General features: G+C 69.0%; 25 protein-coding genes. 12 read left to right on the top strand and 13 right to left on the bottom strand.

What is annotated here, in order from left to right:
• The gene (locus tag MKD50_RS03345; protein ID WP_252666374.1) at window positions 1-1212 is read right to left on the bottom strand and encodes an acyl-CoA dehydrogenase family protein; all 1212 of its coding nucleotides are present in this window, start codon (window positions 1210-1212) and stop codon (window positions 1-3) included.
• 191 nt (window positions 1213-1403) lie between these two features.
• On the opposite strand from MKD50_RS03345, the gene MKD50_RS03340 reads away from it, so the two are divergent.
• From MKD50_RS03340 to MKD50_RS03305, 8 genes are all read left to right on the top strand, one after another.
• Entirely contained in the window at window positions 1404-2501 is a 1098-nt protein-coding gene (locus MKD50_RS03340; protein WP_252666372.1) for an LLM class flavin-dependent oxidoreductase, read from the top strand.
• A 34-nt stretch (window positions 2502-2535) separates the two neighbouring features.
• Window positions 2536-3552: an ABC transporter substrate-binding protein gene (locus MKD50_RS03335; RefSeq protein WP_252666371.1), complete on the top strand. Its 1017-nt coding sequence runs from the start codon at window positions 2536-2538 to the stop codon at window positions 3550-3552.
• A 4-nt stretch (window positions 3553-3556) separates the two neighbouring features.
• Window positions 3557-4615 (top strand): ABC transporter permease, encoded by a 1059-nt coding sequence (locus MKD50_RS03330; RefSeq protein ID WP_252666370.1) that lies wholly within the window; start codon window positions 3557-3559, stop codon window positions 4613-4615.
• Window positions 4609-5487, top strand: a complete 879-nt coding sequence (locus MKD50_RS03325) for an ABC transporter ATP-binding protein (RefSeq protein ID WP_252666484.1) — start codon at window positions 4609-4611, stop codon at window positions 5485-5487. The genes MKD50_RS03330 and MKD50_RS03325 overlap by 7 nt, the downstream gene beginning before the upstream one ends.
• A 40-nt stretch (window positions 5488-5527) precedes the next feature.
• Window positions 5528-6700 carry a c-type cytochrome gene (locus tag MKD50_RS03320; protein WP_252666369.1) on the top strand — a complete coding sequence of 391 codons (1173 nt, stop codon included), beginning with the start codon at window positions 5528-5530 and terminating at the stop codon, window positions 6698-6700.
• Between the two features lie 391 nt (window positions 6701-7091).
• Window positions 7092-8858 (top strand): sulfoacetaldehyde acetyltransferase, encoded by a 1767-nt coding sequence (gene xsc, locus MKD50_RS03315; protein ID WP_115702560.1) that lies wholly within the window; start codon window positions 7092-7094, stop codon window positions 8856-8858.
• Window positions 8859-9081: 223 nt separating this feature from the next.
• Complete coding sequence (gene pta, locus MKD50_RS03310; RefSeq protein WP_240070912.1) at window positions 9082-10113, top strand: phosphate acetyltransferase; 1032 nt, start codon at window positions 9082-9084, stop codon at window positions 10111-10113.
• Window positions 10110-10880 (top strand): sulfite exporter TauE/SafE family protein, encoded by a 771-nt coding sequence (locus MKD50_RS03305; protein WP_115701393.1) that lies wholly within the window; start codon window positions 10110-10112, stop codon window positions 10878-10880. The genes pta and MKD50_RS03305 overlap by 4 nt, the downstream gene beginning before the upstream one ends.
• A gap of 27 nt (window positions 10881-10907) precedes the next feature.
• Here MKD50_RS03305 and MKD50_RS03300 read toward each other — a convergent pair whose 3' ends face one another.
• The 10 genes from MKD50_RS03300 to MKD50_RS03255 all read right to left on the bottom strand — a co-directional run bounded on the left by MKD50_RS03300 (window position 10908) and on the right by MKD50_RS03255 (window position 20808).
• A complete protein-coding gene (locus MKD50_RS03300) occupies window positions 10908-12212 on the bottom strand; it encodes an MFS transporter (protein WP_252666367.1) in 1305 nt (434 codons plus the stop codon).
• A 45-nt stretch (window positions 12213-12257) separates the two neighbouring features.
• Window positions 12258-13751 (bottom strand): amidase, encoded by a 1494-nt coding sequence (locus MKD50_RS03295; RefSeq protein WP_252666366.1) that lies wholly within the window; start codon window positions 13749-13751, stop codon window positions 12258-12260.
• 257 nt (window positions 13752-14008) lie between these two features.
• Window positions 14009-14185 (bottom strand): hypothetical protein, encoded by a 177-nt coding sequence (locus tag MKD50_RS03290; protein ID WP_252666365.1) that lies wholly within the window; start codon window positions 14183-14185, stop codon window positions 14009-14011.
• A 164-nt stretch (window positions 14186-14349) separates the two neighbouring features.
• Complete coding sequence (locus tag MKD50_RS03285; RefSeq protein WP_115701401.1) at window positions 14350-15060, bottom strand: GntR family transcriptional regulator; 711 nt, start codon at window positions 15058-15060, stop codon at window positions 14350-14352.
• Window positions 15061-15130: 70 nt separating this feature from the next.
• On the bottom strand, window positions 15131-16129 hold the full coding sequence (locus tag MKD50_RS03280; RefSeq protein ID WP_252666364.1) for a 2Fe-2S iron-sulfur cluster-binding protein: 999 nt from the start codon (window positions 16127-16129) through the stop codon (window positions 15131-15133).
• A 21-nt stretch (window positions 16130-16150) separates the two neighbouring features.
• Window positions 16151-16630: a GlcG/HbpS family heme-binding protein gene (locus MKD50_RS03275; RefSeq protein WP_252666363.1), complete on the bottom strand. Its 480-nt coding sequence runs from the start codon at window positions 16628-16630 to the stop codon at window positions 16151-16153.
• Between the two features lie 28 nt (window positions 16631-16658).
• Window positions 16659-18104, bottom strand: a complete 1446-nt coding sequence (locus MKD50_RS03270; RefSeq protein WP_252666361.1) for an aldehyde dehydrogenase family protein — start codon at window positions 18102-18104, stop codon at window positions 16659-16661.
• Window positions 18105-18129: 25 nt separating this feature from the next.
• Window positions 18130-18861, bottom strand: coding sequence for an iron-containing redox enzyme family protein (locus MKD50_RS03265; protein WP_115682785.1), 732 nt, complete (start codon window positions 18859-18861; stop codon window positions 18130-18132).
• Between the two features lie 172 nt (window positions 18862-19033).
• Window positions 19034-19966 (bottom strand): ornithine cyclodeaminase family protein, encoded by a 933-nt coding sequence (locus tag MKD50_RS03260; RefSeq protein WP_240070918.1) that lies wholly within the window; start codon window positions 19964-19966, stop codon window positions 19034-19036.
• Window positions 19967-20025: 59 nt separating this feature from the next.
• A complete protein-coding gene (locus tag MKD50_RS03255; protein WP_252666360.1) occupies window positions 20026-20808 on the bottom strand; it encodes a sulfite exporter TauE/SafE family protein in 783 nt (260 codons plus the stop codon).
• Between the two features lie 287 nt (window positions 20809-21095).
• Between MKD50_RS03255 and MKD50_RS03250 the strand changes: the two genes are divergently transcribed.
• The 4 genes from MKD50_RS03250 (at window position 21096) to MKD50_RS03235 (ending at window position 23713) form a co-directional block, all read left to right on the top strand.
• A complete protein-coding gene (locus MKD50_RS03250; RefSeq protein WP_240070920.1) occupies window positions 21096-22634 on the top strand; it encodes a hypothetical protein in 1539 nt (512 codons plus the stop codon).
• Between the two features lie 61 nt (window positions 22635-22695).
• Window positions 22696-23031: a 2Fe-2S iron-sulfur cluster-binding protein gene (locus MKD50_RS03245; RefSeq protein ID WP_115701418.1), complete on the top strand. Its 336-nt coding sequence runs from the start codon at window positions 22696-22698 to the stop codon at window positions 23029-23031.
• Between the two features lies 1 nt (window position 23032).
• Entirely contained in the window at window positions 23033-23350 is a 318-nt protein-coding gene (locus MKD50_RS03240; protein ID WP_240070921.1) for a ferredoxin, read from the top strand.
• Between the two features lie 33 nt (window positions 23351-23383).
• Window positions 23384-23713, top strand: a complete 330-nt coding sequence (locus tag MKD50_RS03235) for a 2Fe-2S iron-sulfur cluster-binding protein (protein ID WP_240070922.1) — start codon at window positions 23384-23386, stop codon at window positions 23711-23713.
• 13 nt (window positions 23714-23726) lie between these two features.
• On the opposite strand, the gene MKD50_RS03230 is transcribed toward MKD50_RS03235, so the two are convergent.
• Together MKD50_RS03230 and MKD50_RS03225 are read right to left on the bottom strand one after the other, a co-directional pair.
• On the bottom strand, window positions 23727-25448 hold the full coding sequence (locus MKD50_RS03230; RefSeq protein ID WP_252666359.1) for a cobaltochelatase CobT-related protein: 1722 nt from the start codon (window positions 25446-25448) through the stop codon (window positions 23727-23729).
• Window positions 25445-26464, bottom strand: a complete 1020-nt coding sequence (locus MKD50_RS03225; RefSeq protein ID WP_115701430.1) for an AAA family ATPase — start codon at window positions 26462-26464, stop codon at window positions 25445-25447. Before MKD50_RS03225 ends, MKD50_RS03230 begins: the two co-directional genes overlap by 4 nt.
• Between the last annotated feature and the right edge of the window lie 10 nt (window positions 26465-26474).

Here is a 26474-nt window from a genome sequence, read left to right as displayed (position 1 = left end):
TTACACGCCGAGCTGCGCGCGCCCGGCGGCGAGCAGGATCGAATCGTTCTGCGGCGTATGGATGCGGCTGCACAGCACGTCGCGATAGTGGCGCTCGAGCGGGTGGTGGCGGCTCAGGCCATGGTTGCCCGACAGCTGCAGCGCCAGCTCCGCCGCGCGGATGGCATTGCCGGTCACGGTGAACTTCAGCAGGCCGCTGTCGGCAATGGCCGGCGGCCCGCCCGCGTCGGTGCGCGCCGCGGCGTCGTCGAGCAACACCTGGTTGACGCGCAGCAGCGCGGCGATCTCGCCGACGGCCTCCTGCACGCGCGGCAGCGTAGCCAGTGGCGCGCCCAGGCTGCCGGGCGCGCGCTCGCGCACGAAGTCGTTGAGCCAGGCCGACGCCGCGCGTGCCACCGCGTCATAGAGGCTGCCCAGCAGCACTACCATCCAGGCCTGCTGGTCCGCGTTCGCGTCGAGGTCCGCCTGGCTGGCGCCGGCCGGGGCCCAGGCCGAGGGCGGACGGATATCGACGGCGTAGTCCGGCGGAATCCAGACGTTGTCGAGCACGGTCTCGTGGCTGCCCGAGGCACGCAGGCCCAGGTGGTTCCAGTTCTCGACGATGCGCACGCCGGCGATACCGGCCGCGGGCCCCGGCACCAGGAACACGCCCACGCGCGGCTGCGGCTCGTCGGTGCGCGCCCACACCGCGAGCCAGCGCAAGGCCGGGATGCCGGTGCTGTACAGCTTGCGGCCGCTGACGCGCCAGCCGTCGGCCACGCGTGTCGCCATCGTGGCCGGCAGGCCGCCGCGCGCGGGCGAGCCCAGCTGCGGTTCCACGCGCAGCGAGTTGATCAGCGCGCCCTCCTGCACCGCGCTGGCGAAGACCTGCTCGCGCAACGCCGCCGGCCAGTGCGAATCGGCGCGCGCAATCGCGCGATGCTGCAGGTAGGTCATGGTCAGCACCAGCGCGGTCGCGGCGTCGCCGCCGGCCAGCGCGGCCACGATGCGGCGCGCCTGCGCCAGCCCCGCGCCGCCGCCACCGTGCGCGCACGGCACCACCTGCGCAATCAGGCCATGGGCGTGCAGCTGCGCAAAGTTGTCGTGCGGGAAGCTGGCCGCGGCATCGTGCGCGCCGGCATCTCCGGCAAAGCGCGCGGACAGCGCCGCCAGCACCTCGCCAAGGCGCGCATCGCTGCCGGGCAGCCGGCGCAGGGCAGACGTCGAAGACATGGAACAGGACTCCGGAAAAGATCAGCGCAGTTGCGCATCGAATGCCGCCTAGCGTAGCGCCGTCATGGCCCGGCGAAAACGATGCTTATTGAATATGGAGCGTCGTTTTTATTCGTTAGCGAAGCCGCGCCGCTGTCGTACTTTCTGCCTCAGCCCAATCCCACCCGACACCGACTTCCAGGAGAGCGCATATGAGCGTCGATTTCATCGGCATGATCCAGAGCCAGAAGCAGTCCGAGATCCATCCCCCGTCAGGCCCGGTGATCGATCGCGACTACGTGCGCGCGTTTGCCCAGGCGCATGAACAGGCCGGCTTCGACCGCATCCTGGTGCCGCACCACTCCACCGGGCCATCGGCGACGCTGACCATCGCCTACGCCGCCAGCGTGACCGAGCGCATCCATTTCATGCTGGCGCATCGCCCCGGCTTTACCGCGCCGACGCTGGCCGCGCGCCAGATCGCCACGCTCGACCAGTTCAGTGGCGGCCGCCTGGGCGTGCATGTCATCTCCGGCGGCTCGGACAGCGAGCAGCAGCGCGACGGCGACTTCCTCGACCACGACCAGCGCTATGCGCGCACCGACGAGTACCTGCACATCCTGCGCCGGATCTGGACCGAGACCACGCCGTTCGACCACGAAGGCCAGTTCTACCGCTTTACCCAGGGCTTCTCCGAGGTCAAGCCCGCGCAGCAGCCGCATGTGCCGATCTATTTCGGCGGCGCCTCGGCCGCCGCGCTGGCGGTTGCAGGCAAGCATGCCGACGTCTACGCGCTGTGGGGCGAGTCGCTCGACCAGGTGCGCGAGCTGACTACGCGCGTGCGCGCCGAAGCCGCGCGCCACGGCCGCACGGTGCGCTTCTCGGTATCGTTCCGCCCGATCCTGGCCGATACGGAGGACAAGGCCTGGGCCCGCGCCGACCGCATCCTGGAACGCACCCGCGCACTGCGCGTTCAGGCCGGCTACAGCCGCGGCGGCCCGCAGCAAAGCGAGGGGGCGCGCCGCCTGCTCGCGGCGGCCGAGCGGGGCGACCGCGTCGACCAGCGCCTGTGGACCGCGATCGCGCGCGAGACCGGCGGGCGTTCCAACTCCACCGCACTGGTGGGTACGCCCGAGCAGGTCGCGCAGGCGCTGCTGGCCTACTACGAACTGGGCGTCACCACCTTCCTGATCCGCGGCTTCGATCCGCTCGAAGACGCCATCGACTACGGCCGCGAGCTCATCCCGCGCGTGCGCGCCCTGGTGGCCCGGCACGACGGCGCCACCGGGCAGCAGCGCCAGGCCGCCTGAACGCTCCATCACAACACCAAGACGGGAATCCCACATGAGCCAGAACCACAGCAACCATGCCGAGCCGCGCCGACGCCGCGTGCTGCGGCTTGCCGGCGCCGCGGCAGTGGCCGCGCCCGCGCTGATCCTGGGCCGGCAAGCCTGGTCGGCGCCGCGCAAGCTGACCTTTGCCTGGAACCAGAATTCCTTTTGCCTGACGCCGGTCGTGGTGGCGCAGGAGAAAGGCTTCTTCGAGAAGAACGGCCTGCAGGTCGACCTGATCAACTACAGCGGCTCGACCGACCAGCTGCTGGAATCGATCGCCACCGGCAAGGCCGATGCCGCGGTGGGCATGATCCACCGCTGGCTCAAGCCGCTCGAAGCCGGCTTCGACGTCAAGATCATCGGCAGCTCGCACGGCGGCTGCGTGCGTCTGGTGGGATCGAAGGCCGCGGGCGTCACCACGCTGCAGCAACTGAAGGGCAAGACCGTCGGTGTCAGCGACCTGCCGGCGCCGGGCAAGCACTTCTTCACCATCCTGCTGGCCAAGCATGGCATCGACCCCGACAAGGACGTCACCTGGCGCCAGTACCCTGCCGACCTGCTCGGCGTGGCGGTCGACAAGGGCGAGATCCAGGCCATCGCCGACGGCGACCCGAATCTCTACCTGCTGGAAAAGCGCACCAACGGCGCCTACGTGGAACTGGCCACCAACCTCACCGGCGAATACGCGCGCAAGGTCTGCTGCGTGGTCGGCGCGCGCGGCGAACTGGTGCGCAACGACCGCCCCGCGGCGACGTCGCTGGCGCGCGCCATCGTGCAGGCCACCGACTATGTCAACGAGAATCCCAACGAGGCCGCAAAGGTGTTCGCCAAGTATTCGCCCAAGATCAATCCGGACGACCTGCGCAAGCTCTACGCCACGCTGACCTATACCCACCACCCGACCGGCGCCGACCTGCGCGACGAGATCGCCTTCTACGCCGATGATTTCCGCCGCATCGGCGTGCTGAAGAAGTCCACCGATGCCAAACGCCTGGCGCAGCACGTCTACGCCAACGTGCTGGGGTAATGCCATGACGACAAGCCAAAGCGCTCTCGACCCTGGCCTCGGCGGCCAGCCTTCCGCGGCGCCCCTGCCGCAAGCGGCCGCCACGGCACGCACCGCCGGTCCAGTCTGGGCCACCGGCATCCTCGCCGCGCTGGCGTGGGCCGGGTTCGGCGCACTGACATGGCAATGGCCCAACCAGGCAGTGGGCTTCAGCGACTGGGCCTATACCGCGGAACTGGGCATCGCCGCGCTGGCCGGCGCTGCCTTGCTGGCCGTGGTGGCGCTGGCCGGCCAGCGGACCCGGACCGCGCAACGCCCACTGGCGGCGTTGCGCGCCGCCGGGCCGTGGCTGGTGGCGCTGCCCGTCGCGCTGTCGGCCTGGGAAATCCTGACCGCCAAGACCGCGATCCTGCCCACGCCCTTCTTCGCGCCGCCGCAAGCGCTGATCGAGGTGTATGCGGACGACTGGCCGCGGCTCGGCGAGAGTGCCCTGAATACGCTGAAGCTGCTGGGGCTGGGCGTCGCGTATGGCGGAATCGCGGGCTTCCTGGTGGGCGTGTCGATCGGCTGGTCGCGCCGCATCGGCTACTGGGTGCATCCGGTGCTGCGCGTGCTGGGGCCGCTGCCCTCGACCGCGCTGCTGCCGCTGACCTTCTACTTCTTCCCCTCGAGCTATGCCGCGGCGGTGTTCCTGATCGCGCTGGCCACGGCGTTCCCGGTCGCGGTGCTGACGTGGTCGGGCGTGGCCGGCGTCAACAAGAGCTATTACGACGTCGCGCGCACGCTGGGCGCCTCGGGCTGGTTCCTGGTGCTGCGCGTGGCGATCCCGGCGGCGCTGCCGCAGGTGTTCGTCGGCCTGTTCATGGGGCTCGGCGCTTCGTTCTCGGTGCTGGTCACCGCGGAAATGATGGGCGTGAAGTCGGGCCTGGGGTGGTACCTGACCTGGGCCCAGGGCTGGGCCTCGTACGTGAACATGTATGCGGCGCTGATCGTGATGGCGCTGCTGTTCTCGGGCGTGATCACGCTGCTGTTCGCCGCGCGCGACCGGGTGTTGTCGTGGCAGAAGGGGACGGTGAAATGGTGAGCGTGGTGGAGCGATTGAAGGCATCGGGGTCTTTTCCGCGCTTGAAGAAGGCTCCCATCTCCCGCAAGCGGGAGAGGGGAGTTAACGCGGCGGCAGGTGAGGACTCGACGGCACGAACCGGGGCCCGCATCGATATCCGGCAGGTCAGCCACTGGTTCGGCCATGGCAACGAGCGGCTGCAGGTCCTTGACGAGGTGGGGCTCAGCGTCGGCCCCGGCGAGTTCGTCGCCCTGCTCGGCCCCAGCGGCTGCGGCAAGTCCACGCTGCTGAGGCTGGTCGCGGGCCTGGAGCAGCCCGCGTCGGGAGACCTCCTGCAGGACGGCGTGCCGATTACCGTCCCGGACCCGTCGCGCATCGTGGTGTTCCAGGATCCCACGCTGTACCCGTGGCGCCGTGTCTGGGACAACGTCGCGCTCGGGCTGCAGGCGCAGGGCATCCTCGCGCAGCAGCGCCATCGCGTGGACGACGCACTGCGCCGGGTCGGGCTGGAATCGTTCGCGCGCGCCTTTCCGCACCAGCTGTCCGGCGGCATGGCGCAGCGCGTGGCACTGGCGCGCGCGCTGGTCAACGATCCGCGGCTGCTGGTGCTGGACGAGCCGCTGGGCAAGCTCGATTCACTGACGCGGCTGGCAATGCAGAGCGACCTGGTCGAGCTGTGGCAGCGCTCGCGCTTCTCGGCACTGCTGGTCACGCACGACGTGGAAGAGGCGCTGTTCCTGGCGCAGCGCGTCATCGTGTTCAGCCAGCGTCCGGCGCGCATTGCTGCCGAGATCCGGGTCGACCTGCCCTATCCCCGCCATCGCGGCGACCCGCGCCTGACCGCGTTGCGCCATGAAGCGCTGCGCCACTTGGGGCTGGACGCCAGCTGGTGACGACACGCATGACGCCGACCGTCCCCGCGCGGGCCGGCCGATGAGCGGCCCGCCGCAGCAGGCATGGCTGAATGCGCTGCTGGTGCTGATCGAGGCGCTGCAGCGCGGCCTGCTCTGGCTCTGGCATGCGCTGGGCCTGACCGCCGACAGCCACGGTCAGCCCGCATGGCCATGGGCGCGGCGCATCGCCAGCGAGACCTTGCTGATCGACCTCGGCCTTGCCCGCCAGGTCGGCCTGACCCTGTGCGCCGTGGCCGTCGCCGTGCTGGCCATGGCGCTGGCGCTGACCTGGCGTCGCCGCCGCGGCGTGCTGGTGGCGGCCGGCGCGCTGGCGCTGGCAGCGGCTCCGTGGCCCAACGCATCGCTGCTGCTGGTGCCAGCCGCGCCCACCAGCTTCCACGCCAGCCCGGCACGGTTCTCCGTCGACACCATCGCCCTCGGCGCGCGCGTCTATGCACAGCATTGCGCCGCCTGCCACGGCACCGACGGGCGCGGCGAAGGACCGCTCGCCGCCAGCCTGGCGGTGTGGCCGCCCACGCTGGCCGGTCCGCTGCTGGCACGGCGCGCCGACGGCGAGCTGTTCTGGCACGTGCTGGCCGGCATGCGCGACCGCCACGGACAGCCCACCATGCCCGCCTTCCGTGACCGGCTTGGCGACGGCGAGGCCTGGGCCGTGATCGACTACATGAAGGCGCTCTCGGCCGGCAGCGGCAGCGCGGGCAACTGGCCCGTGCCGCTGCAACTGCCGGAGATGGCGGTCCGTTGCCCCGGCGCCGCGCCGGTGGCCCTGTCCGCATGGCGCGGCGGGCAGCGCGTGCGGCTGGTGGCGGTTGACGGCACCACCGCGCTGCCGTTCGACGATCCCCGCTTCCTGACCGTGCTGCTCACGCCCGACGGCCGCCCGCCGGCGCAGGTGGCACGCTTCCGGGCCGGCTGCACCGCGGCCTCGGCGCAGGCCTGGCAGGCGGTCGCGGCGATCTCCGGCCTGGCGCCCACGGACCTGGCCGGCACGCAACTGCTGGCCGACCGCGCCGGCTGGCTGCGAGCCCGCGGCATCCCCGGCCGGGCCTGGTCCGACGCCGACCTGGTCTGCGTCTCCGGCCCGGCGGCCGCCACACGCGCCCCCTCCGCCGGCGCCGACGGCCTGACAGCGCTATTGCTGCGCATGGACGCCGAGCCGGTGCGCTTCGTCAAGGGCGGCTTCATTCACTGAGCTGCCGTCACCGGCCCGCACCGTTCGCGTGCGGTCCATCTGACTGACCTTCCCATCTTTTTCTACAGCCAACGCTGGGCCTGGTTACGCGGGCCGGTGGCTGCCTGGCCCCATTCCAGTCTGAATAAATGGCGCATGAGGCACTCAATTTGGCGACAAGTCTCATTTTTTCGTAGATTTCATTCCGTAAATCAAAACTTTCTATTGACCAACGGAATTCTTCCGCCTACATTTCCCCCAACAACCAATTTTCCGGAACGCCTTGTTCCACTTTATAACACCCTCATCAGGAGACAACGCCATGCGCGACCTCGAAACCACCTCGAATCCCGCCGTTTCCGGTGGCTCGGCCGCCGCGAAGGACAGCCAGGTTCCGGCTGGACCGCAGACCATGACCCCGTCCGAAGCCTTTGTCGAAACGCTGGCCGCCAACGGCGTGACCGACATGTTCGGCATCATGGGCTCGGCCTTCATGGACGCGATGGACATCTTCGCGCCGGCAGGCATCCGCCTGATCCCGGTGGTGCACGAGCAAGGCGCCGGCCACATGGCCGACGGCTACGCCCGCGTGTCGGGCCGCCACGGCGTGGTGATCGGCCAGAACGGCCCGGGCATCTCCAACTGCGTGACCTCGATCGCCGCCGCCTACTGGGCCCACAGCCCGGTGGTGATCGTCACCCCCGAGGCCGGCACCATGGGCATCGGCCTGGGTGGGTTCCAGGAAGCCAACCAGCTGCCGATGTTCCAGGAGTTCACCAAGTACCAGGGCCACGTCACCAACCCGGCGCGCATGGCTGAGTTCACCGCGCGCTGCTTCGACCGCGCCAAGGCCGAGATGGGCCCGACCCAGCTGAACATCCCGCGCGACCACTTCTACGGCAAGATCACCGCCGAGATTCCGAAGCCACAGAACCTTGACCGCGGCCCCGGCGGCGAGCAGAGCCTGAACGAAGCGGCCGAGCTGCTGGCCAACGCCAAGTTCCCGGTGATCATCTCGGGTGGCGGCGTGGTGATGGCCGATGCCATCGAGGAATGCAAGGCGCTGGCCGAGCGCCTCGGTGCACCGGTGGTCAACAGCTACCTGCACAACGATTCGTTCCCCGCCAGCCACCCGCTGTGGTGCGGCCCGCTGGGCTACCAGGGCTCGAAGGCGGCGATGAAGCTGATCTCGCGCGCCGACGTGGTGGTGGCGCTGGGCTCGCGCCTGGGGCCGTTCGGCACGCTGCCGCAGCACGGCATGGACTACTGGCCCAAGACCGCCAAGATCATCCAGATCGACGCCGACCACAAGATGCTGGGCCTGGTGAAGAAGATCTCGGTCGGCATCTGCGGCGACGCCAAGGCCGCCGCGATCGCGCTGACCCAGCGCCTCGCCGGCCGCACGCTCGCCTGCGATGCGACCCGCGACGGCCGTGCCACCGAAATCGCCAGCGAGAAGGCAGCGTGGGAGAAGGAGCTGGATGACTGGACCCACGAGCGCGACCCGTACAGCCTCGACATGATCGAAGAGCAGAAGAACGAGCGCACGCCCACCGGCGGCCACTACCTGCATCCGCGCCAGGTGCTGCGCGAGCTGGAAAAGGCCATGCCGGAAGATGTGATGGTGTCCACCGATATCGGCAACATCAACTCGGTGGCCAACAGCTACCTGCGCTTCGAGAAGCCGCGCAGCTTCTTCGCGGCGATGAGCTGGGGCAACTGCGGCTACGCCTTCCCCACCATCATCGGCGCCAAGGTCGCGGCGCCGCATCGCCCGGCCGTGTCGTACGCCGGTGACGGCGCCTGGGGCATGAGCCTGATGGAAACCATGACCTGCGTGCGCCACAACATCCCGGTGACCGCGGTGGTGTTCCACAACCGCCAGTGGGGCGCGGAGAAGAAGAACCAGGTGGACTTCTACAACCGCCGCTTCGTCGCGGGCGAGCTCGACAACCAGAGCTTCGCCGAAATCGCCAAGGCGATGGGCGCCGAAGGCATCGTGGTGGACCGCCTGGAAGACGTGGGCCCGGCACTGAAGCGCGCCATCGACCTGCAGATGAACCACGGCAAGACCACCATCATCGAGATCATGTGCACGCGCGAACTGGGCGACCCGTTCCGCCGCGATGCGCTGGCCAAGCCGGTGCGTTACCTGGACAAGTACAAGGATTACGTCTGAGTCCGAGCTTGCACAGGCACATCGCTTGCGATGGGCGCACTCCCTCTCCCGCTTGCGGGAGAGGGTTGGGGAGAGGGCCGGAGGCTCCACGAAGTCGTGGCGCTTCAGCATAGCCAGCGCCAGCCCTCTCCCCCGCCCCTCTCCCGCAAGCGGGAGAGGGGAGAACACCAAGGGCATAGCGTCGGACGCTGGCCCTTTTTTCAGTTTCACCGAGCCAACCACCATGAAACCCATCCTCCGCATCATCGACCGCGCCCGCGCCGCGCCCCGCCGCATCGTGCTGTGCGAGGCCGATGACCCGCGCATCCTGCAGGCCGCACAACGCGCCACGCAGGAAGGCATCGCGCGCATCGTGCTGGTTGGCGACGCGCGCCAGATCAGCGCCGCCGCGGCCATCCACGGCATCGGGCTGGACGCCATGACGCTGGTCGATCCCGCCACCTCGGCGCTGACGCCCTCGTTCGCGCAGCAGCTCTTTGCGTTGCGCCAGAAAAAGGGCATGACGCTCGACGAAGCCAAACGCGCCGTGCTGGATCCGCTGTGCTTCGCCAATCTGATGGTGCGCCTGGGCCATGCCGACGGTTCTGTCGCAGGCGCCGCCCACACCACCGCCGACGTGGTGCGCAACGCGATCCAGCTGATCGGATTGGCCCCCGGCTTCCGGCTGGTGTCGAGCTTCTTCCTGATGATGCTGTGCGAGCCGTTTCACACGCTCAAGGGCGGCCTGATCTTCTCCGACTGCGGACTGGTGGTCGATCCGGATGCCGAGGCCCTGGCCGATATCGCCATGGCCGCCGCCGACAGCGCGCGCGCCCTGCTGAACGACGAGCCGCGCGTGGCGATGCTGTCATTCTCGACCAGCGGCAGCGCCCACCACGCCGCGGTCGACAAGGTCGTGGCCGCGACCGAGCGCGTGCGCGCGCAGCGCCCCGGCCTGGCCATCGACGGCGACGTGCAGCTTGATGCCGCCATCGTCGCCGAGATCGCCGCGCGCAAGGTCGCGCATTCGCAGGTGAATGGCCACGCCAACGTGCTGGTGTTCCCAAGCCTGGAGGCTGGCAATATCGGCTACAAGCTGGCCGAGCGCGTCGGCGGCGCGAAGGCCATCGGCCCGATGCTGCAGGGCCTGAACAAGCCGGCCAACGATCTCTCGCGCGGCTGCAGCGCCGACGACGTGTTCCATGTGATTGCCGTCACCGTGGTCCAGGCGCAAGCCAGCGCGGAAACGGCCACCAAGGGCGAGCAGGCGGCATGAAAGCGGAATTGTTGTTGCCGCTGCTGGGCCTGCAAGCCCTGCTCGGTGCTGGTACCTATTTCCAGACGGTGACCGGCTTTGGCCTCGGCATGATCGTGATGGGCGCCACCAGCGGGCTGGGTCTGGCGCCGGTAGCCACCGTGGCCGCCGTGGTCAGCCTGGTGACGCTGGCCAACAGCGCCTGCGCGCTGCCGGGCAAGTTCCAGCATATCGACTGGCGCGCCGTGGGCGCGGCGGCGATCGGCATCCTGCCTTCGGTGCTGGTCGGCGTGCTGGTGCTGGAATACCTGAGCAGTACCGCCGCCACCCTGCTGCAGCTGCTGCTTGGCGCGGTGATCCTGTATGGCGGCCTGAGCGCCGCCTTCAAACCCGAGCCGCTGCCGCAACGTTCCGGCGACGGCAGCTTCTTCATGAGCGGCGTCTTCGGCGGCTTGCTGAGCGGCATGTTCGGGGTCTCGGGGCCGCCACTGATCTTCCAGTTCTACCGGCAGCCGATGAAGCCGGTGGAAATCCGCTGCGCGCTGATCCTGGTATTCACCGTGACCTCGTCCGTGCGCACGTTGTTCTCGGCCTGGCAGGGGCAACTGGATGCCGCGATCTGGCTGCAGGCCGCAGTCGGGGTGCCGGTGGTGGTGATTGCCACGCTGCTCGGGCGGCGCTTTCCGCCGCCGTTCTCGCCGACCACGACACGGCGCGTCGCGTTCGGGGTGCTGATCGGGATCGGGGTTAGTTTGATGCTGCCGGCGATATCGGCGTGGGTGCGCTGAGGCGCCGGCAGCGTCTTCCCTTCGCTCTCAGGCCACCGTCCCCGCCGGCCGCGCCAGCGGCGCCGCGTCTTCCTTGCCGCCACTGCCGCCGGCCTGCTCCAGGTCCATGCCGGTGGTTTCGGGCAACAGTGCCGCGGCGACCACCACCATCGCATAGCCGACGCCCGCGACGATCGCGATCGCGGTCGGCAGCGAGGTGTGGCCCGAGCTGAGCCATCCCACCGACAGCGGGAACAGCGAGCCGATCACGCGACCGGCGTTGTACGAGACGCCGTACCCCGTCGCGCGGATATCGTTGGGATAGGATTCGGCGATGGTCGCGCCGATGCCGGCGAACACACCCTGCATCAGCACGCCCAGCGGGAAGCCGAGGAACAGCATGGAGGTGTTGGACACCGGGATCACCATGTAGACGAGCGCGGCCACGAACGCTCCCGCGGCGAACACGATGTAGGTCAGCCGCCGGCCCCAGCGATCGGTGGCATAGGCGCCCGCCACGTAGCCGGCCAGTGAGCCGATGATGGTGACCGTCAGGTAGGAACTGGTGCCGAACACCGACAGGCCGCGCTCGGTCTTGAGGAAGGTGGGCAGCCACGTGGCAATGGCGTAGTACGCCCCCAGCATGCCGCCGGACAGCAGGCTGCACAGCAGCGTCTTGGCCAGCAGCGGCCCGCGGAACAGCCGGCCCAGCCCGGCCAGCGCCGAGCCGTGGTGGCCGGCGGCGCGGCTCTTCAGGAAGATCTCGGGCTCTTCCAGGTTGCGGCGCAGGTAGATCACCACCAGCGCCGGCAGGATGCCCAGGAAGAAGCAGACGCGCCATGCCGTCTCCGCCGGCAGCACGCTGAACGTGATCGCATACACGATCGCCGCCGCGCCCCAGCCGAAGGAATAGCTGCTGGCGGTAAAGCCGGAGTATTTGCCGCGGTGCGCCGGGTTGCGGATCATCTCGGTCACCAGCACCATGCACAGCGACGACTCGCCGCCGAACCCCAGCCCCTGGATCATGCGGAACAGCATCAGCTGCTGCGGCGACTGCGCCAGTCCGCACAGGAAGCACGCGCCCGCGAACACGATAATGGTCCAGCGCAGCACGCGCACGCGGCCATAGCGATCGGCCAGGATGCCGGCCCCGATGGCCCCGACCAGCGATGACACCAGCGTCCAGGTGACGATCGCCCCCGCCGTCGATTTGCTCATGCCCCACTGCCCCAGCAGCGTGGAAATGAGGAAGGAATAAATCATGAAGTCGAACACGTCGACGGCATGCCCCAGGAACGCTCCATAGAATCCCTTGCGCTCCATGCGCGACAAATCACGGAACCAATCGAACATGATCCCCTCCCCAGTGATGTGTGATGTGTTTGTGGTCGGTTGTAATCAGGTGTGGTGCGGCGCCGGCAAGGCGGTCGGCCGCGGCGGCCGGTAGGCATAGCCTGCTTCCTCCAGCAGGCAGGCAAAACGCAAGGCGGTGAGATCCCGGTAGCGGCCGGCGACGATCTGCACGCCCACCGGCAGGCCGCCGGCACCGGGGCCGATCGGCGCCACCGCGGACGGCAGGCCGCACAGACCCGAGTGGCCGGCCCAGAACAACTGCGTGGTCATCGGCTGCGGGGCCCCGTTGACGCTCAGCGTGCGCTCCCACGGCTCGCCGGCTTCGTCGAGCGCAAACGCCGTGGTGGCCGCGGCCGGGCACAGCAGCACGTCGTAGCGGGTGAAGAAGCTGCGCCATGCGGCGGCGAAGCGTTCGCGCGCCGCCTGCAGGCGCAGCCAGTCGCGGTGCCGCAGCGTCGCGCCGGTGTACTGCAGGGTCGCGTAGTCGTGATCGCCGGCGGTTGCGGTGGCACTGCGGGCCAGCGCATCGGCGAAGGCCGCGTCATCCATGTGCACCGAGGTGGTGGCGCGCAGCAGCGTCACGTAGGCATGCCACAACTCGCCGGCGTCGAAGTCCGGCCGTTCGTGCCAGCCGACGTGGGCACCTTGCTCCGCCAGCCAGTGGCCCAGCTGCCCGATCTGCGTGGCGACCTCGCCGTCCGCTTCGGCCTGGGCATGGGTGGGCAACACGGCGATGCGGAAGTCGGCGAGCCGGCGGTGCGGGCATGGCGGCCACTGCAAGCGGTATGGCAGCGCGTCGTCACCGTCCGGGCCCGCAATCACGCGCAATACCGGTTCCAGGTCGCGCGCGCTGCGCGCCAGCGGGCCGGCGACATTGATGTCCTGCTCGCCGAAGCGCGCGGCACCGGTGCCGTGGCCGGCAAGCGGCACCAGCCCGTGGCTCGGCTTGAGCGAGAAAATGCCGCAGTAGTGCGCCGGATTGCGCAGCGACGAACCGATGTCGGAACCTACGTCGAAGAACGACAGGCCGGCGCAGACCGCCGCGGCGCTGCCGCCCGACGAGCCGCCCGGCGTGCGCGCCGGATCGTGCGGGTTGCGCGTGGTGCCGTAGATCGCGTTGTAGCTCTGCCAGTCACGCAGCCCGAGCGGGACATTGGTCTTGCCGAGCAAGATCGCGCCGGCATCGCGCAGCCGCTGCACCACCACCGCGTCGCGCCCGGCCACGTGCCCGCGCAGGGCCGGATTGCCGCAGGTGGTCGGCCAGCCGGCGACATCGAACGACTCCTTGACCGAGAACGGCACGCCGTCGAGCGCGCCGCGTGCGTGGCCGGCACGGCGGCGCCGGTCGCTGTCGCGCGCGGCCGCGCGGGCCGCGTCGAAATCCGACAGCACCATCGCATTGATGATGCCGTGCCATTGCCTCTGCGCCGCCTCGCACGCCTCCACCAGTTGCTCCGACGACACCGTGCCGTCGGCAAGCCGCTGCGCCACCTCCCATAGCGGCGGAATTCCGCCAGTCGTCCAGTCGGGCAGGTTCACATCGGCTCCTTGTCGTTATCCGCGCCGTTCGACGCGGTGGGGGCGTATGAGGGGCTCAGGCGTACTTCTGCTGCGTTGGTATACTATATTCCGTATCGCGCGCAGTGCAAGGAGAATGCGCGCGCGGGCATCCGGCGAGCGGCGTGCGCAAGTTTTGGATGACAGGGGAAGGAAGGCCCGCAGAACGCGTGCCAGGGAGGAAGGCCGGAACAGCCAGAACGCGCGGCGGAGCTCCGCCGCGCGTCAGTCAGCAAGGATCAGCAATGGCCACGGCGCGGCGCGCGGCTGCCCAGCGCGAGGAAGAAGCGGCCGATATCGCGCAGCCGCAGCGGCACCAGCGGGGTGGCATGGCGCACCGCATCGCGGGCGGCAAAGTGGCCGAGCAACTGCTGGCCGACGGGTTGCGAAAGGTAGCGTTGTTCGGAGGACTGCATGGCAAATCTCGTAACCTTGAATGACTACAGTATACACTCAATTGGTGCAGTGCGTCATATCAGGGCACGTCATGCCCTGCTCAGGGGCATCCATGCATGCGGATCCGGGATGGGCCACGCTTCGGTACCACGACGGGACAGCCAGGGGAAGGCAGCCGGAGCGTTCAGGCCGCCTGTGCCGCGCTGCCCTGCCCGTCCACCGGCAGCTCTGCCGCCTTGGCGGCGCTGTAGACATGGCGCGCAGCCAGCAATGCCGCGAGGTCGGCGTCGCCGGCGATCACCGCCTGCAGGATCTGCGCGTGCTCGTCCCAGTTCTGGCGTGCGCGCACCACGTTGGCCGGGCCGAACAGCACCGCGGTGCGCTCGCGCAGCGAACGCATCATTTCCTGCAGCACGCTGTTGGCCGCGATGGTGCCAAGCACTTCGTGGAAGCGCGTATTGAGCGCCAGCAGTTCATCCGCGCGACCCTGCGCCGCAGCCTCCATGCCCTGCCGCAATACGGTTTCCAGCTCCGCCACCAGCGTCGGGTCGCGCCGCTGCGCGGCGAGCTTGGCGTTGAGTCCCTCCAGCGTGGCGCGCACTTCGACCATCTCGCGCGCAATCACCGGCGACAGGCTGGCCACGGTCGCGCCGCGGCGCGGCTCGATCACCACCAGCCCTTCGCTGGCGAGCGCGCGCAGCGCCTCGCGCACCGGGATGCGCGATACACCCAGTTCCGCGGAGAGCTTGTTCTCCACCAGTCGTTCGCCCGGAGCGTATTTGCCGTTCAGGATGCCCTCGCGCAGCTTGTCGGTGACAAGGGCGAACAGCGGCGAGTGGCTGGCACCGAGGCTCAGCGGCTCGGCGGGCGCGGCAGGAGACGGAGTGAGGGACATGGGTCGGCAGAGGCGTAAGCGGAGAGGCTGGCGTCATTGTATACCAGCCATTTATGCATACCGCCATGTCTTAACAAGGGTGCTGGAACGTGAAGCTGTCGGCGTAGAGGTGGTCCGGACTGGCGCCATGCGCGATAAAGGCGGCACGCGCGTCACGAATCATGTCGGGCGAGCCGCACAGGTAAATGGCGTACTCGCTGAGGTCGCCCAGGTCGGCCAGCGCCGCGTCATGCACATGGCCACGCCGGCCCTGCCAGTCCGCGCCGGCGCGCGATAAAACCGGCGCGTAACGGAAGTCGTAGAGCCGTTCGCCCCAGCCCGGGATCTCGCGATGCAGGTACAGGTCCTGCACTTGCCGCATACCCCAGTACAACCACACCGGCGGGCAGTCGGGATCGTCCATCAGCGCTTCCAGGATCGCCTTGATCGGCGCCAGGCCGGTACCTGTGGCCACCATCAGCAGCGGTCGGTAGTCGCTCTCGCGGTAGAAGAAGGTGCCCAGCGGCAACTCGACCTCGATCGCATCGCCGGCGCGCATGCGCGGCAGGATGCCATCGGTAAAGGCGCCGCCGCGAATGCGCCGCACGTGCAGGTCGATGTGCCCGTCACGCGGCACCGAAGCCATCGAGAAGCTGCGCGCGAGCCCGTCACTCAGCAGCTTCAAATACTGGCCGGGCCGGTAGTTCAGCGCACCCGCGCCGGGCACCTCCAGCTCGACGTGCATGACGTCGGCCGACAGCGGGCGCAGCGCCCGCACCACCGCGCGATGCCGTGCCGGTTCGGCGAATGCCTCGTCGTCGCGCGCCGTGCTGATGACCAGGTCGGCCTGCGGCTGCGCCTGGCACGCCAGCGCGTAACCGGCCGCCGCCTCGTCGGGGGTCAGGCCGAACGGTTCCTCGTCGTAGCGCACCTGTCCGTCGAGCAGGCGGATGAGGCAGGTGCCGCAGCCGCCCAGCTGACAGTCGTGGCGCAAGGCAACGCCGGCGCGCTGCGCGGCCTGCAGCAGCGTCTCGCCGCGCTCGACAAGGAAGACCTGCCCGGTTTCGGCGACCTGGATGCGGTACGACATGGACACTCCCCGGCAAGTTGCTTACTTCTTGATGTCGGCCTGCACCAGCACCCGCAGGTCCTGCGGTGCCAGCAGTTCGGCCAGCGCCTGCAGCGCGGCCAGGCCGGCCTGCGTGTCCTGCTCGCCATTGCCGCCGGACAGGCCGATGCCGCCGATCACTTCGTCGTCAACCACGATCGGGAAGCCGCCGACAAAGGCGGCGAACTTGCCCTCGAAGCTCCACTGGATGCCAAATGCCTCGTTGCCCGGCAGCGCCGGACCGTTTGGCGGCGTAGTGAACAGGTGCGTGGAACGCTTGTGGCCCGCGGCGGTGAACGCCTTGTTCCACGCGATCTGCGGACCGGTGATGCGGGCGCCGTCCATGCGCTCGAGCGCGAGCGGATAACCGCCCTCGTCGACCACGCAGATCGACTCCAGCACGCCGATTTCTTCCGAGCGCCGGATCGCGGCGGCAACCATGTGGCGCGCTTCGCGCAGCTCCAGCTTGATGGCTTTCTTCATGACGATGACTCCTTGCTGCGGGACGGGCTCATGCGCCCCGGTAGACGGTCTTGACTTGCGTGTAGAACTCCAGCCCGGTGCGGCCCGACTCGCGGAAGGTCGAGGTGCTCGACCGCTTGACCCCGCCGAATGGCGCATTGACCAGGTTGCCGGTGGTGGTGCGGTTGATCTTGACCGTACCCGCCTCGATGTCGTTGGCGAAGTGGTGGATGTAGCGCGGGTCGCTGGTGACAATGGCCGCGGCCAGGCCGTACTCGGTATCGTTGGCCTTGGCGATAGCGTCGGCGTAGCCGCTGAAGCCGATGATGGCGATCACCGGGCCGAAGATCTCCTCGCGCGCGATCCGCATCTGCTGCGTCACGTCGGTGAATACCGTCGGCGCGACGTAGTAGCCCCTGTCGAACTCCCCGCCGGTCAGGCGCATGCCGCCACAGAGCAGCGTCGCCTCGGACTTGCCGATGTCGATATAGCGCAGCACCGTTTCCAGCTGCCGGGCCGAGGCCAGCGGCCCCAGATCCATGCCCGGCATCATGCCGCTGCCGAGCTTGAGCGTTGCGACCTTCGCCAGCAGGCGTTCGGTATAGGCGGCCTTCACGGATTCGTCCACCAGCACGCGGCTGGTGCCGGTGCAGGCCTGCCCCGACAGCGAGAAGCCGCCCTTGATGGTCAGGTCGACGGCGCGGTCGAGCTCGGCATCCTCCATCACGATCAGCGGGTTCTTGCCGCCCAGTTCCATCTGCGTGCGCGTGGTCAGCGGCACTGCCCGGTGGATCTGCTCGCCCGCGCGCGACGAGCCGGTGAACGAGATCGCGCGCACCGCAGGCGCCTCGGTGATGGCGGCGCCGATTTCGGCGGCGCCGCCGGTGATGAAGTTGAGCACGCCCTTGGGCAGCCCCGCCTGCACCAACGCCTCGGCCAGCCGGTAGCCCGACAGCGGCGCCTCGGACGACGGCTTGAACACCACCGTGTTGCCGGTCACCAGCGCCGGCGCGATCTTGCGCGCGGGAATCGACACCGGGAAGTTCCACGGCGCGATCACCGTCACCACGCCCAGCGGCTCGCGCTGGCTGTAGACCAGCTGGTCGGGGTCGTCGTTGGGATATACCTCGCCGGTGAAGGTCTGCCCTTCCACGGCATAGAAGCGCAGGGTCTGCGCCGAGCGCAGCACCTCGTCGCGCGCCAGCGCCAGCGCCTTGCCTTCCTCGCGGCTCAGCTCGGCGGCGATGCTGTCGGCGTTGGCCTCCAGGTGCTCCGCCGCGCGGTTGAGGATGGCGGCGCGCTTGCCGACCGGCGTCTTTTTCCAGCCGGCAAAGGCCGCTGCCGCGGCCGCCACGGCGGCCTGCCCGTCCACCGCGGACGAGGCCTGGAAGCGGCCCACCAGGTCGGCGGTGTCGGCGGGGTTGACGTTGTCGAAAGTCCGGCCCGACTGGCAGGCCGTCCATTCGCCGTCGATATGGTTCAAGAATACTGTCATCGTCGGTCCCGTTGCGTGGCGGCGCTCAGGCTGCCATGTCGAGTTCGGGCAGCGGCAGCTCCTGCTCGACGTAGTCGTGATAGAGCGCGGTGGTGTACAGCAGCCGCATCTGCGCCCCGATCTCGCAGATCTTCAGGCAGCGCTGCTGCAGCTCCGGCGTGTTGGCGTGCTCCAGCACGATCTGGTAGCCGCGCTCGCCATGGATCTCGTCCGAGACGATATGCAGGTCGAAGAACTCGACCTCTTCGTCGGTGAACTGGTACTTGTCGCGCAGCGTCGGCGTCTGCTTGCGGTAGATCGACGGCACCTGCGATTCCAGCCCGACCACCAGGCCGGCCACCGCCACGATCGGGTCTTCGCGCATGGCCACCGCATAGCACCAGCTCTGCAGGCCGCGCGTGGTGGGCGACATGTTGTCCGGGTCGAGCACGCGCTCGCGCGTGGTGCCGCAGGCTTCGGCAAAACGGATCAGCAGGTCGGTGTGGCGGTCGCCGCCGATCTCTTCCTCGTACATGTTGGCGAGCAGGAAATCCTTGGCTTCGGTGTAGCGGTCCGGCGTGCGGGCGTAGATGTAGCCCAGGTAATCCGCGAACGGGCCGACGTAGTGATAGTGGTTCTCGGCCCAGCGTGCGAGATGGGCGCGGGTCAGCTTGCCGCTGGCCCAGGCCACGCTGAACGGTGCCTGGTTGGCGCTCTTGCCTTTGATCGCTTGTTCGAGGGCGGCACGGAATGCTTCGCGGTTCATCAGTTCTGCCATGACGGGACTCCTTGGTGTCGAGGGGGCGATGCAGTGGGTCGGAATGCCGGAATCCAGTTCGTTTGGAAGTGGTCCCGGCATGTTTGTATACTATATACATTCAATCAGCGGCGACAAGGGCTCTGTTGACTCATCACCTCAGTGTTTACCCGGGAGCGCCGGGGGCCCCGGATCAGCCGGCGCGGCGCTCCGCTTCGACCGCGATACGCGACCACGCGTATCCCGCCAGTGCGACGTCTTCCAGCCCCACGCCAACCGACTTGTAGATCACGATGTCGTCATCGCGCTGTCGCGGCGACACCTTGCCGGTGACCACGTCCGCGAGTTCGACGATTTTTTCTGGCGGCAGCGCGCCGGGACCGGCCAGCACGATATCGCCGGCCTCGCGGGTCGATTGCGGCCGCCACTCCACCACCACGGCGGCAGCGCGGCGCAGCGCGGTGTCATCCAGTTCGCGCGTGTGCGGCAGGCTTGAGCCGATCGCGGCGACGAAGGCGCCGGGCCGGATGGCCGCACCTGCGAACAGCGGCGTGGTCGCGCGCGAGGCGGTGACGATGATGTCGGCCTCGGCCACCGCGGCATCGGGCTCGGCCAGCACAACCGGGATGCCGCACTGCGCCGACAGCCGTTGCGGCATGCCGGCGTCGGCGTGGGGATCGGACACCAGGATGCGCCCGAGCCCCAGCGTGGCGCTGAGCTGGCGCGCGTGCTGCGCGCCCTGCGTGCCGGCACCGAACAAGGCCAGCGTGCGCGCGCCGGCGCGGGCCAACCGCTGCGCCGCCAGCGTGGTGCAGGCCGCGGTGCGCAGGCGCGTGATGGCGCCGGCATCGAGCGATGCGAGCGGACGGCCGTCTTCGGACGAGAAGATCAGGATAACGAACGAAAACTGGCCGTTGATGGTGGTGTAGACCTTGGCCCCAGCCACGCCCTGCTGCGGGATCACCGCGCCCAGCGTCGACAGCTTGACGCCGCCCGCCTCGGTGCGGATCCGCGCCTGCATCGCGGCATCGCCACGCCCGAAGCTGGAAAACGCGGACGCCATAACGGCGAGGGCCGCTTCCGGCGTGACATGGGCATCGATCATGGCATCAGTGATGTGCTGCATGGAAACTCCGCTGGTTGGTGGGTCGGGAAAGTCGGGAAATCCGCTTGACGGGAGCCGCCTCAGGCCAACGCCGCGCGGCCAAGCACGCCCAGCGCGCCGGCCGCGCACAGGCCCAGCAGCAAGCGGCGCACGGCGTGGGCGGAAACGCGGCCGCGCAGCCGGTTCGACAGCGCAAAGCCGGCCAGCAGGAACGGCGCGAGCGCCAGCGCCAGCAACAGTTGCGGCATGTCGAAGCGCCCGGCCAGCGTCAGCATGGCCAGCGACAGCACGGCGCCGCCCGACAGGATGCAGCCCATGGTCGCGCGCATCGGCGCCGGCGCCATGTGCTGCATGACCAGCGCGAACGGCGGTGCGCCGGCCGAGGTTATGGTTCCCATGAAGCCGGACAGCGTGCCGGCGATCACCACGTTGCGCGCGCCCGGCAGCAGCCGCCAGCCGAGCAGGCTCAGCGCCACCGCGACCAGGATCGACAGCGAGAACAGCACCGCCAGCGGCCCCGGCGCCAGCCAGGCGATGGTCAGCACCGCCGCCGCGCCGCCGACGGCCCGCCCCACCAGCGCAAAGCCGGCCACGGGCCAGACGATGGCTTGGCGCTCGCGCAGCGCGCCCATCAGCGACAGGCAGCAACCCATCGCCAGCAGCGGGCCCGGCACCAGTTCCGGGAAAAAGATCGCGCCGAGCGGCGCGCACAGCATGGCAAAGCCGATCCCGCCCACGCCCTGCAGGCACGCGCCGGTCAGGACGAGCGCGCCCATCCACAGATAGTCCGGAGCGGACAGGCCTGGAGGCAGCAGCGTCAGCAAGGCGGCGGGGATGGCGTTGGTCATGGGCGGGAAAAGCATCTTGCACGCATCGCGGGCGTCCATCGAGCTATAACTGTATACAGTCTACATATAGATACAGGCATCAACAACTAATGATGCACAGGCGATGCACCATCATATGACGCCGGATAACCTCCAGCCCAATAAAAGTGCGCCCTTCAAGCACATTGCACCGATCCGGCATCAGCGTTAGTCCCGATGAAAAATCGCTTGGCGCGAAAGACATTCGGAATATAGTATACCGCCACGGACCAGCGCAGTCCGGTGAAACCGCCCCCAACCCCCTCCGCCCCCAGGGAGTCTTCATGTCACAACAAGTCGTGATCGGTGCCGCGCACTGGATCTATCTGTCAGGGGTAGCAGTCATCGTGCTGACGATGATTCTGCGCGCCAATGTCGTCGTCCCCTCGATCGTCGGCACCGCCCTGGTCGTGTTTGCGCTGACCGGCAGCCCGGTGTCGGCGCTGGCCGGGGTGTTTTCGGCCAGCCTGGTCGCCGCGCGCGAGCTGTTCAATATCTTCCTGGTGATCGCCTTCATGACGGCGCTGCTCAATGCGCTAAAGACGCTGCGCTCGGACATCCGCATGGTCGAGCCCTTCCGCGTGGTGATGAAGAACGGGCATTCCGCGTTCTTTATCCTGGCCGGCATCACCTACCTGATCTCGCTGTTCTTCTGGCCGACGCCGGCAGTGCCGCTGGTTTCGGCCATCCTGCTGCCGGCCGCGATCGCAGCCGGGCTGCCGCCGCTGGCGGGGGCGATGGCGATTGCCATCGCCGGACAAGGCATGGCGCTGTCGTCGGACTATGTGATCGGGGTCGCGCCCGGCATCAGTGCCAAGGCCGCCGGCGCGGCGGTCAGCGCTGCGGTGGTGGCCGACCGCGCGCTCGCGCTGTCGCTGATCACCGGCGGCATTGCGCTATGCCTGGCCTACCTGTCGATGCGCAAGCACATCGTGCCGGCGTGCGGCACGCTGCTCGACCGCTGGCAGGCGCGCGCCGGCGGCAGCACCGAAACCACCCATGGCGGCATCACCTTCGACAAGGCCGAGATCGCCAGGGGCACCGCCCACGCCGAACCGCTCGCCACCGACAGCAATATCGAAGCCAGCCTGTCGATGGTCGCACTGCGGCGGGTGAAGTGGTCCAAGTGCTTTGCCATCGTGACGCCGCTGGCCTTCCTCGCGGTGGTCGCCGTGATGGTGCTGCCCAAGCTGGGCACCGGAGTGCAGGACCTGAAGGGCGGCGAGGCCGCGGCGCTGGTGGGCGGGGTCGCCGCGGTGCTAATGATGCTGGCGACGCTGGCCGCGGAAGGCCCGCGCCGGATGCTGGACGTTTGCCCGGAGCACATCACCGACGGCTTCGTCTTCGCCTTCAAGGCGATGGGGTCGGTGCTGCCGATCGCCGGCTTCTTCTTCGTCGGCGCCGGCGAGACCGCGGCGCACATCCTGGGCCTGCCGCCGGGCAAGGCGCCCAGCCTGCTGTTCGAGCTGATCCAGGCCTACCAGCACCTGATTCCCGACAACCACATGCTGGTGGCGTTCGGCGTGCTGCTGGTCGGCATGATCACCGGCATCGACGGCTCCGGCTTCGCCGGACTGCCGCTGACCGGCACGCTGGCCGGCGCACTGGGACCGGTGGTCGGCTTCGACCCCGCCACGCTGGCGGCGGTCGGCCAGATGGGCGCGGTCTGGACCGGCGGCGGCACGCTGGTGGCATGGTCGTCGCTGATCGCGGTGGCCGGCTTTGCCCGCGTGCCGGTGCTCGAAGCGGTGCGCGCGCTGCTGATCCCGGTGCTGATCGGGTTGGGCTGCTCCACCGTGGCGGCGATGGTGTTGTGGTCGTAGCGGACGCAGCACCGCGACGGTTTCCCCCTGCCCTGTTCCTTGACCTTTGCCCCTGATAACGATGCCAACAGTCATCCTGCACAAGTTCGGCCAGACCTTTACCGACGAGGTTGGTCCCGGGACCAACCTGGTGGTCCGGGCCGGCATCCGGCAGTTCCCCTACCCCAACCTGCGCTACGAATGCGGCATGGGCAAGTGCTCGAAGTGCGCGTGCCGCGTGATCGCCGGCGCCGAGCACCTGCCGCCGCCCAACTGGAAGGAAAAGAAGCAACTGGGCGAACGGCTCGAACAGGGCTACCGGCTGGCCTGCCAGCTGTGGATCGAGCATGACATCGAACTGGCCCAGGACGATGTGCCGGCCGCTGCCGCGCTGGCCGGGGCAAGCGCGGGGGCCTGACATGTTCGTGTTGCTGACCAGCCGCCCCGGCCAGTTCCGTACCGAACCCACCGATGGCATGACCGCCGTCGAGGCCTACGATTACGTCTTCTACGGCAAGCCCACCGCCCGCTTCGTCATCGCCGAGCTGGCCGCCGACACCAAGGTCCGCATACGGGAGGAAACGCCGCCCGGCATCGTCAACCTGGTCTCGACCCGTTTCCTCGACAAGTACGCCACGCTCGACGCCGCCCGCGACGCGCTGCGCCAGCTTGCCAGCTTCGGCAGCATGGACATCGCGCTCGTAGCCGTGCCGGTTGCCGTGGACGGCCGCTCCTGAAGCCTTTCGCCTGCACGCCAGCAATCTATCGCCATGATCCAGATCACCTTCCTCACCAACCACGGCAAGACCGTCACGGCACCGGCCAACAGCAACCTGCTGCGCGTGTCGCTGCGCGAGCAGGGCGGCATTCCGTTCAAATGCGGCGGCGGCCTGTGCGGCACCTGCAAATGCCGCATCGAGCAAGGCCGCGAGCATACCGATGCGATCAAGCCAAAGGAGCGCAAGCTGCTGACCGAAGCCGAGCTGGCCGATGGCTTCCGGCTGGCATGCCAGACCTTCATGGCGGGCGATATCGCGGTCTCGTGGCAGCCTAAGACCATGGCCGGACGCCCGCAGCCGGCCGCCGCCAGCAGCGAATAAGCGGGCGCCGCCGCTAGCGCCGCCTGGCCCCCACCAGCCCCGCGACCTCGTCCAGCATCGCCATATCCACCGGCTGCGACAGGTCCAGCGCCAGCGTGTGCCGGTAATACGGGCTCAGGTCCAGCCCGACCCCGAGCCCAAGTATTTCGACATCCCGCAGCGACTCGTGCCGCGCCACCACGGCCTTCAGGTGGTTGTCGAGATAGCAGGCGTCGTTGGCCTGCCCGGTCGCGGTATCCATCGGGCTGCCGTCGGACACCACCACCAGGATGCGGCGCGCCTTGCCGCTGGCATGCAGGCGCGCGCAGGCCCACTCCACTGCCTCGCCGTCGACACCTTCGCGGAACAGGTCGGCCTTCAGCAACGCGGTGATGTCGGTGCGGGCGCGCCGCCAGCTGCGCTGCGCGTCCTTGAACACCATGTGGCAGGTTTCGTTGAGCCGGCCCGGGTGCTGCGGCCGGCCGCGCGCGAGCCAGTCGCTGCGCGCGCGCCCGCCGTTCCACGCGTTGGTGGTGAAGCCCAGCACCTCGGTGGCGACGCCGGCCTGGTCCAGCGCGCGGGTAAGCAGGTCGACCAGCAGCGTCAGCGGCTCGGCCTGTGCCTTCATCGAGCCGGAGCAGTCGACCAGGAAGCCGACCACGCAATCGGCATGGGCCTTGTGCGCTTCCTGGCGGAAAAGGCGGCGCTCGGCGGGCGAGCTGACCAGCTGCGCCAGCCGGCGGCCGTCGATGCGGCCGCTTTCCTCGCCGAACGACCAGCCGTCGACGCGCGGCTGCGACAGCGCTGCGCGCAGCCGGCGCGCCAGCCGGGCGACGTTCACGCCGGCGCGCGCGATGCGTGCGTCCAGCCGCGTGCGGTACTCGTCCAGCAAGGCCCGGCGCACCAGCGTGGCAGCGTGCACTTCGCGGTCGTAGCGGGTGGTGTAGATGCGGTAGCCATCGGTGGCGGCGGCGAGCACGCGGCTATGGCCGCTGTCGGCCAGGGCGAAGTCTTCCGCGGGCGGTTCGTCGAAGTCGAGCCACAGCGCGAAACCGGCGCGCGCAGCGGAGGCGGCATGGTCGTCGTCTTCGCCGGCGCCGGGCGCTTCGGTGCGGATCATCTGCGCCACCGCACGCGCAAGCGCCAGCGCGTGTGTTGCGTAGGCGGCCTGGTCGTGGCGTTGCGCACGCAGCCCCGCCAGCTGGTTGCCCAGCATCGGCACGATGGCGGCGCGCGTGGCCTCGATCAGGTCTTCTGTTTCTTCGAGCACGGGCGCGCCGGTCAGCCGCGACCACGCCACCTGCGCCACGGTATAGAGCAGGATGCCGAGATGCCCGTCGGTCAGCCCGGAACGATGGAAGGCGCGCGACCACGCCAGGAAGCGATGCTGCAGGTTGGCCGCGACGCCAGCCATGCCGCGTGGCAGGCGGGTCTCGCAGCGCAGTTGCTCGAGCAGCTCGAACACCAGGCGCTCGACCGCATCGGCCGGGCACAGCCGCCGATGCAACGCGGCGTCGGAATGCGCCTGGCGCAGCGCGGCGCCATCGGCGGCACCACGCAGGCACGCGGCGGTGTCGGTGTCCGCATCGGTGCGCAGGTGCGGCGCATGCAGCGGCACCGGGCGTAGCGCGCGCCACAGCTGGCCGTCGCGGAAATGCAGCGCCGCATCGCCGGTGAGCGCGCGCACCGCCGCGCCGGACAATTCATCCTGCCGCTGGCGCCGGCGCAAGCGCTGGGCCAGCGCCGCCGCATTCATTGCGCCGGCTCCGACGCGGCGCAGACGCCGGCCGCCTCGCCCGGCAGGTGGCCGAAGCAACGCTGGTAGTACTCCGCCACCACCGGGCGCTCGGCCTCGTCGCACTTGTTCAGGAAGGTCAGCCGGAACGCGAGCGCGGGATCGCGGAAGATCTGGCAGTTCTCGGCCCAGCTGATCACGGTGCGCGGCGACATCAGCGCCGACACATCGCCCGCGGCAAAGCCGCGCCGGGTCAGGCCGGCCAGCGCCACCATGGCATCGACCAGCGCGCGCCCGTCGGCGTCGTCCAGCTCGGGCACGCGTGCCAGCACGATGCCGGCCTCTTCGTCATGCGGCAGGTAGTCTAGCGTCGCCACCACGTTCCAGCGGTCGATCTGCGCGTGGTTGAGCAGCTGCGTGCCGTGATAGAGCCCGTTGACGTTGCCCAGCCCCACGGTGTTGGAGGTGGCAAAGAGACGGAAGGACGGATGGGGGCGGATCACGCGGTTCTGGTCCAGCAGCGTGAACTTGCCATCGCGCTCCAGGATGCGCTGGATCACGAACATCACGTCGGGCCGTCCCGCGTCGTATTCGTCGAAGATCAGCGCGACCGGGCGCTGCAGCGCCCACGGCACGATGCCTTCCTGGAACTCGGTGACCTGGCGGCCGTCGCGCACCACGATGGCGTCCTTGCCGACCAGGTCGAGCCGGCTGATGTGGCCGTCCAGATTGACGCGCACGCAGGGCCAGTTCAGCCGCGCGGCCACCTGCTCGATATGGGTCGACTTGCCGCTGCCGTGCAGGCCCTGCACCATCACGCGCCGGTCGCGCATAAAGCCCGACAGGATCGCCAGCGTCACCTCGGGCTGGAAGCGGTAGGCCGGATCGATCTCCGGCACGTGGTCGTCGCGCTGGCTGAAGGCCGGCACCATCAGGCCGGAATCGATGCCGAACACGCTGCGCACCGGAATCATCCGGTCCGGCTTGCCAAACTGCTCTTGCGTCACCTTGTGCTCCTCGTTACCTCGCTGCCTCATTGCTTCGGGC

The sequence above is a fragment of the Cupriavidus mimosae genome (assembly GCF_023952485.1).
Taxonomy (GTDB): Bacteria; Pseudomonadota; Gammaproteobacteria; order Burkholderiales; family Burkholderiaceae; genus Cupriavidus; species Cupriavidus taiwanensis_C.
Note: the sequence above shows the minus strand (reverse complement) of the source record. Positions and strands in the feature narration are given on the sequence as shown.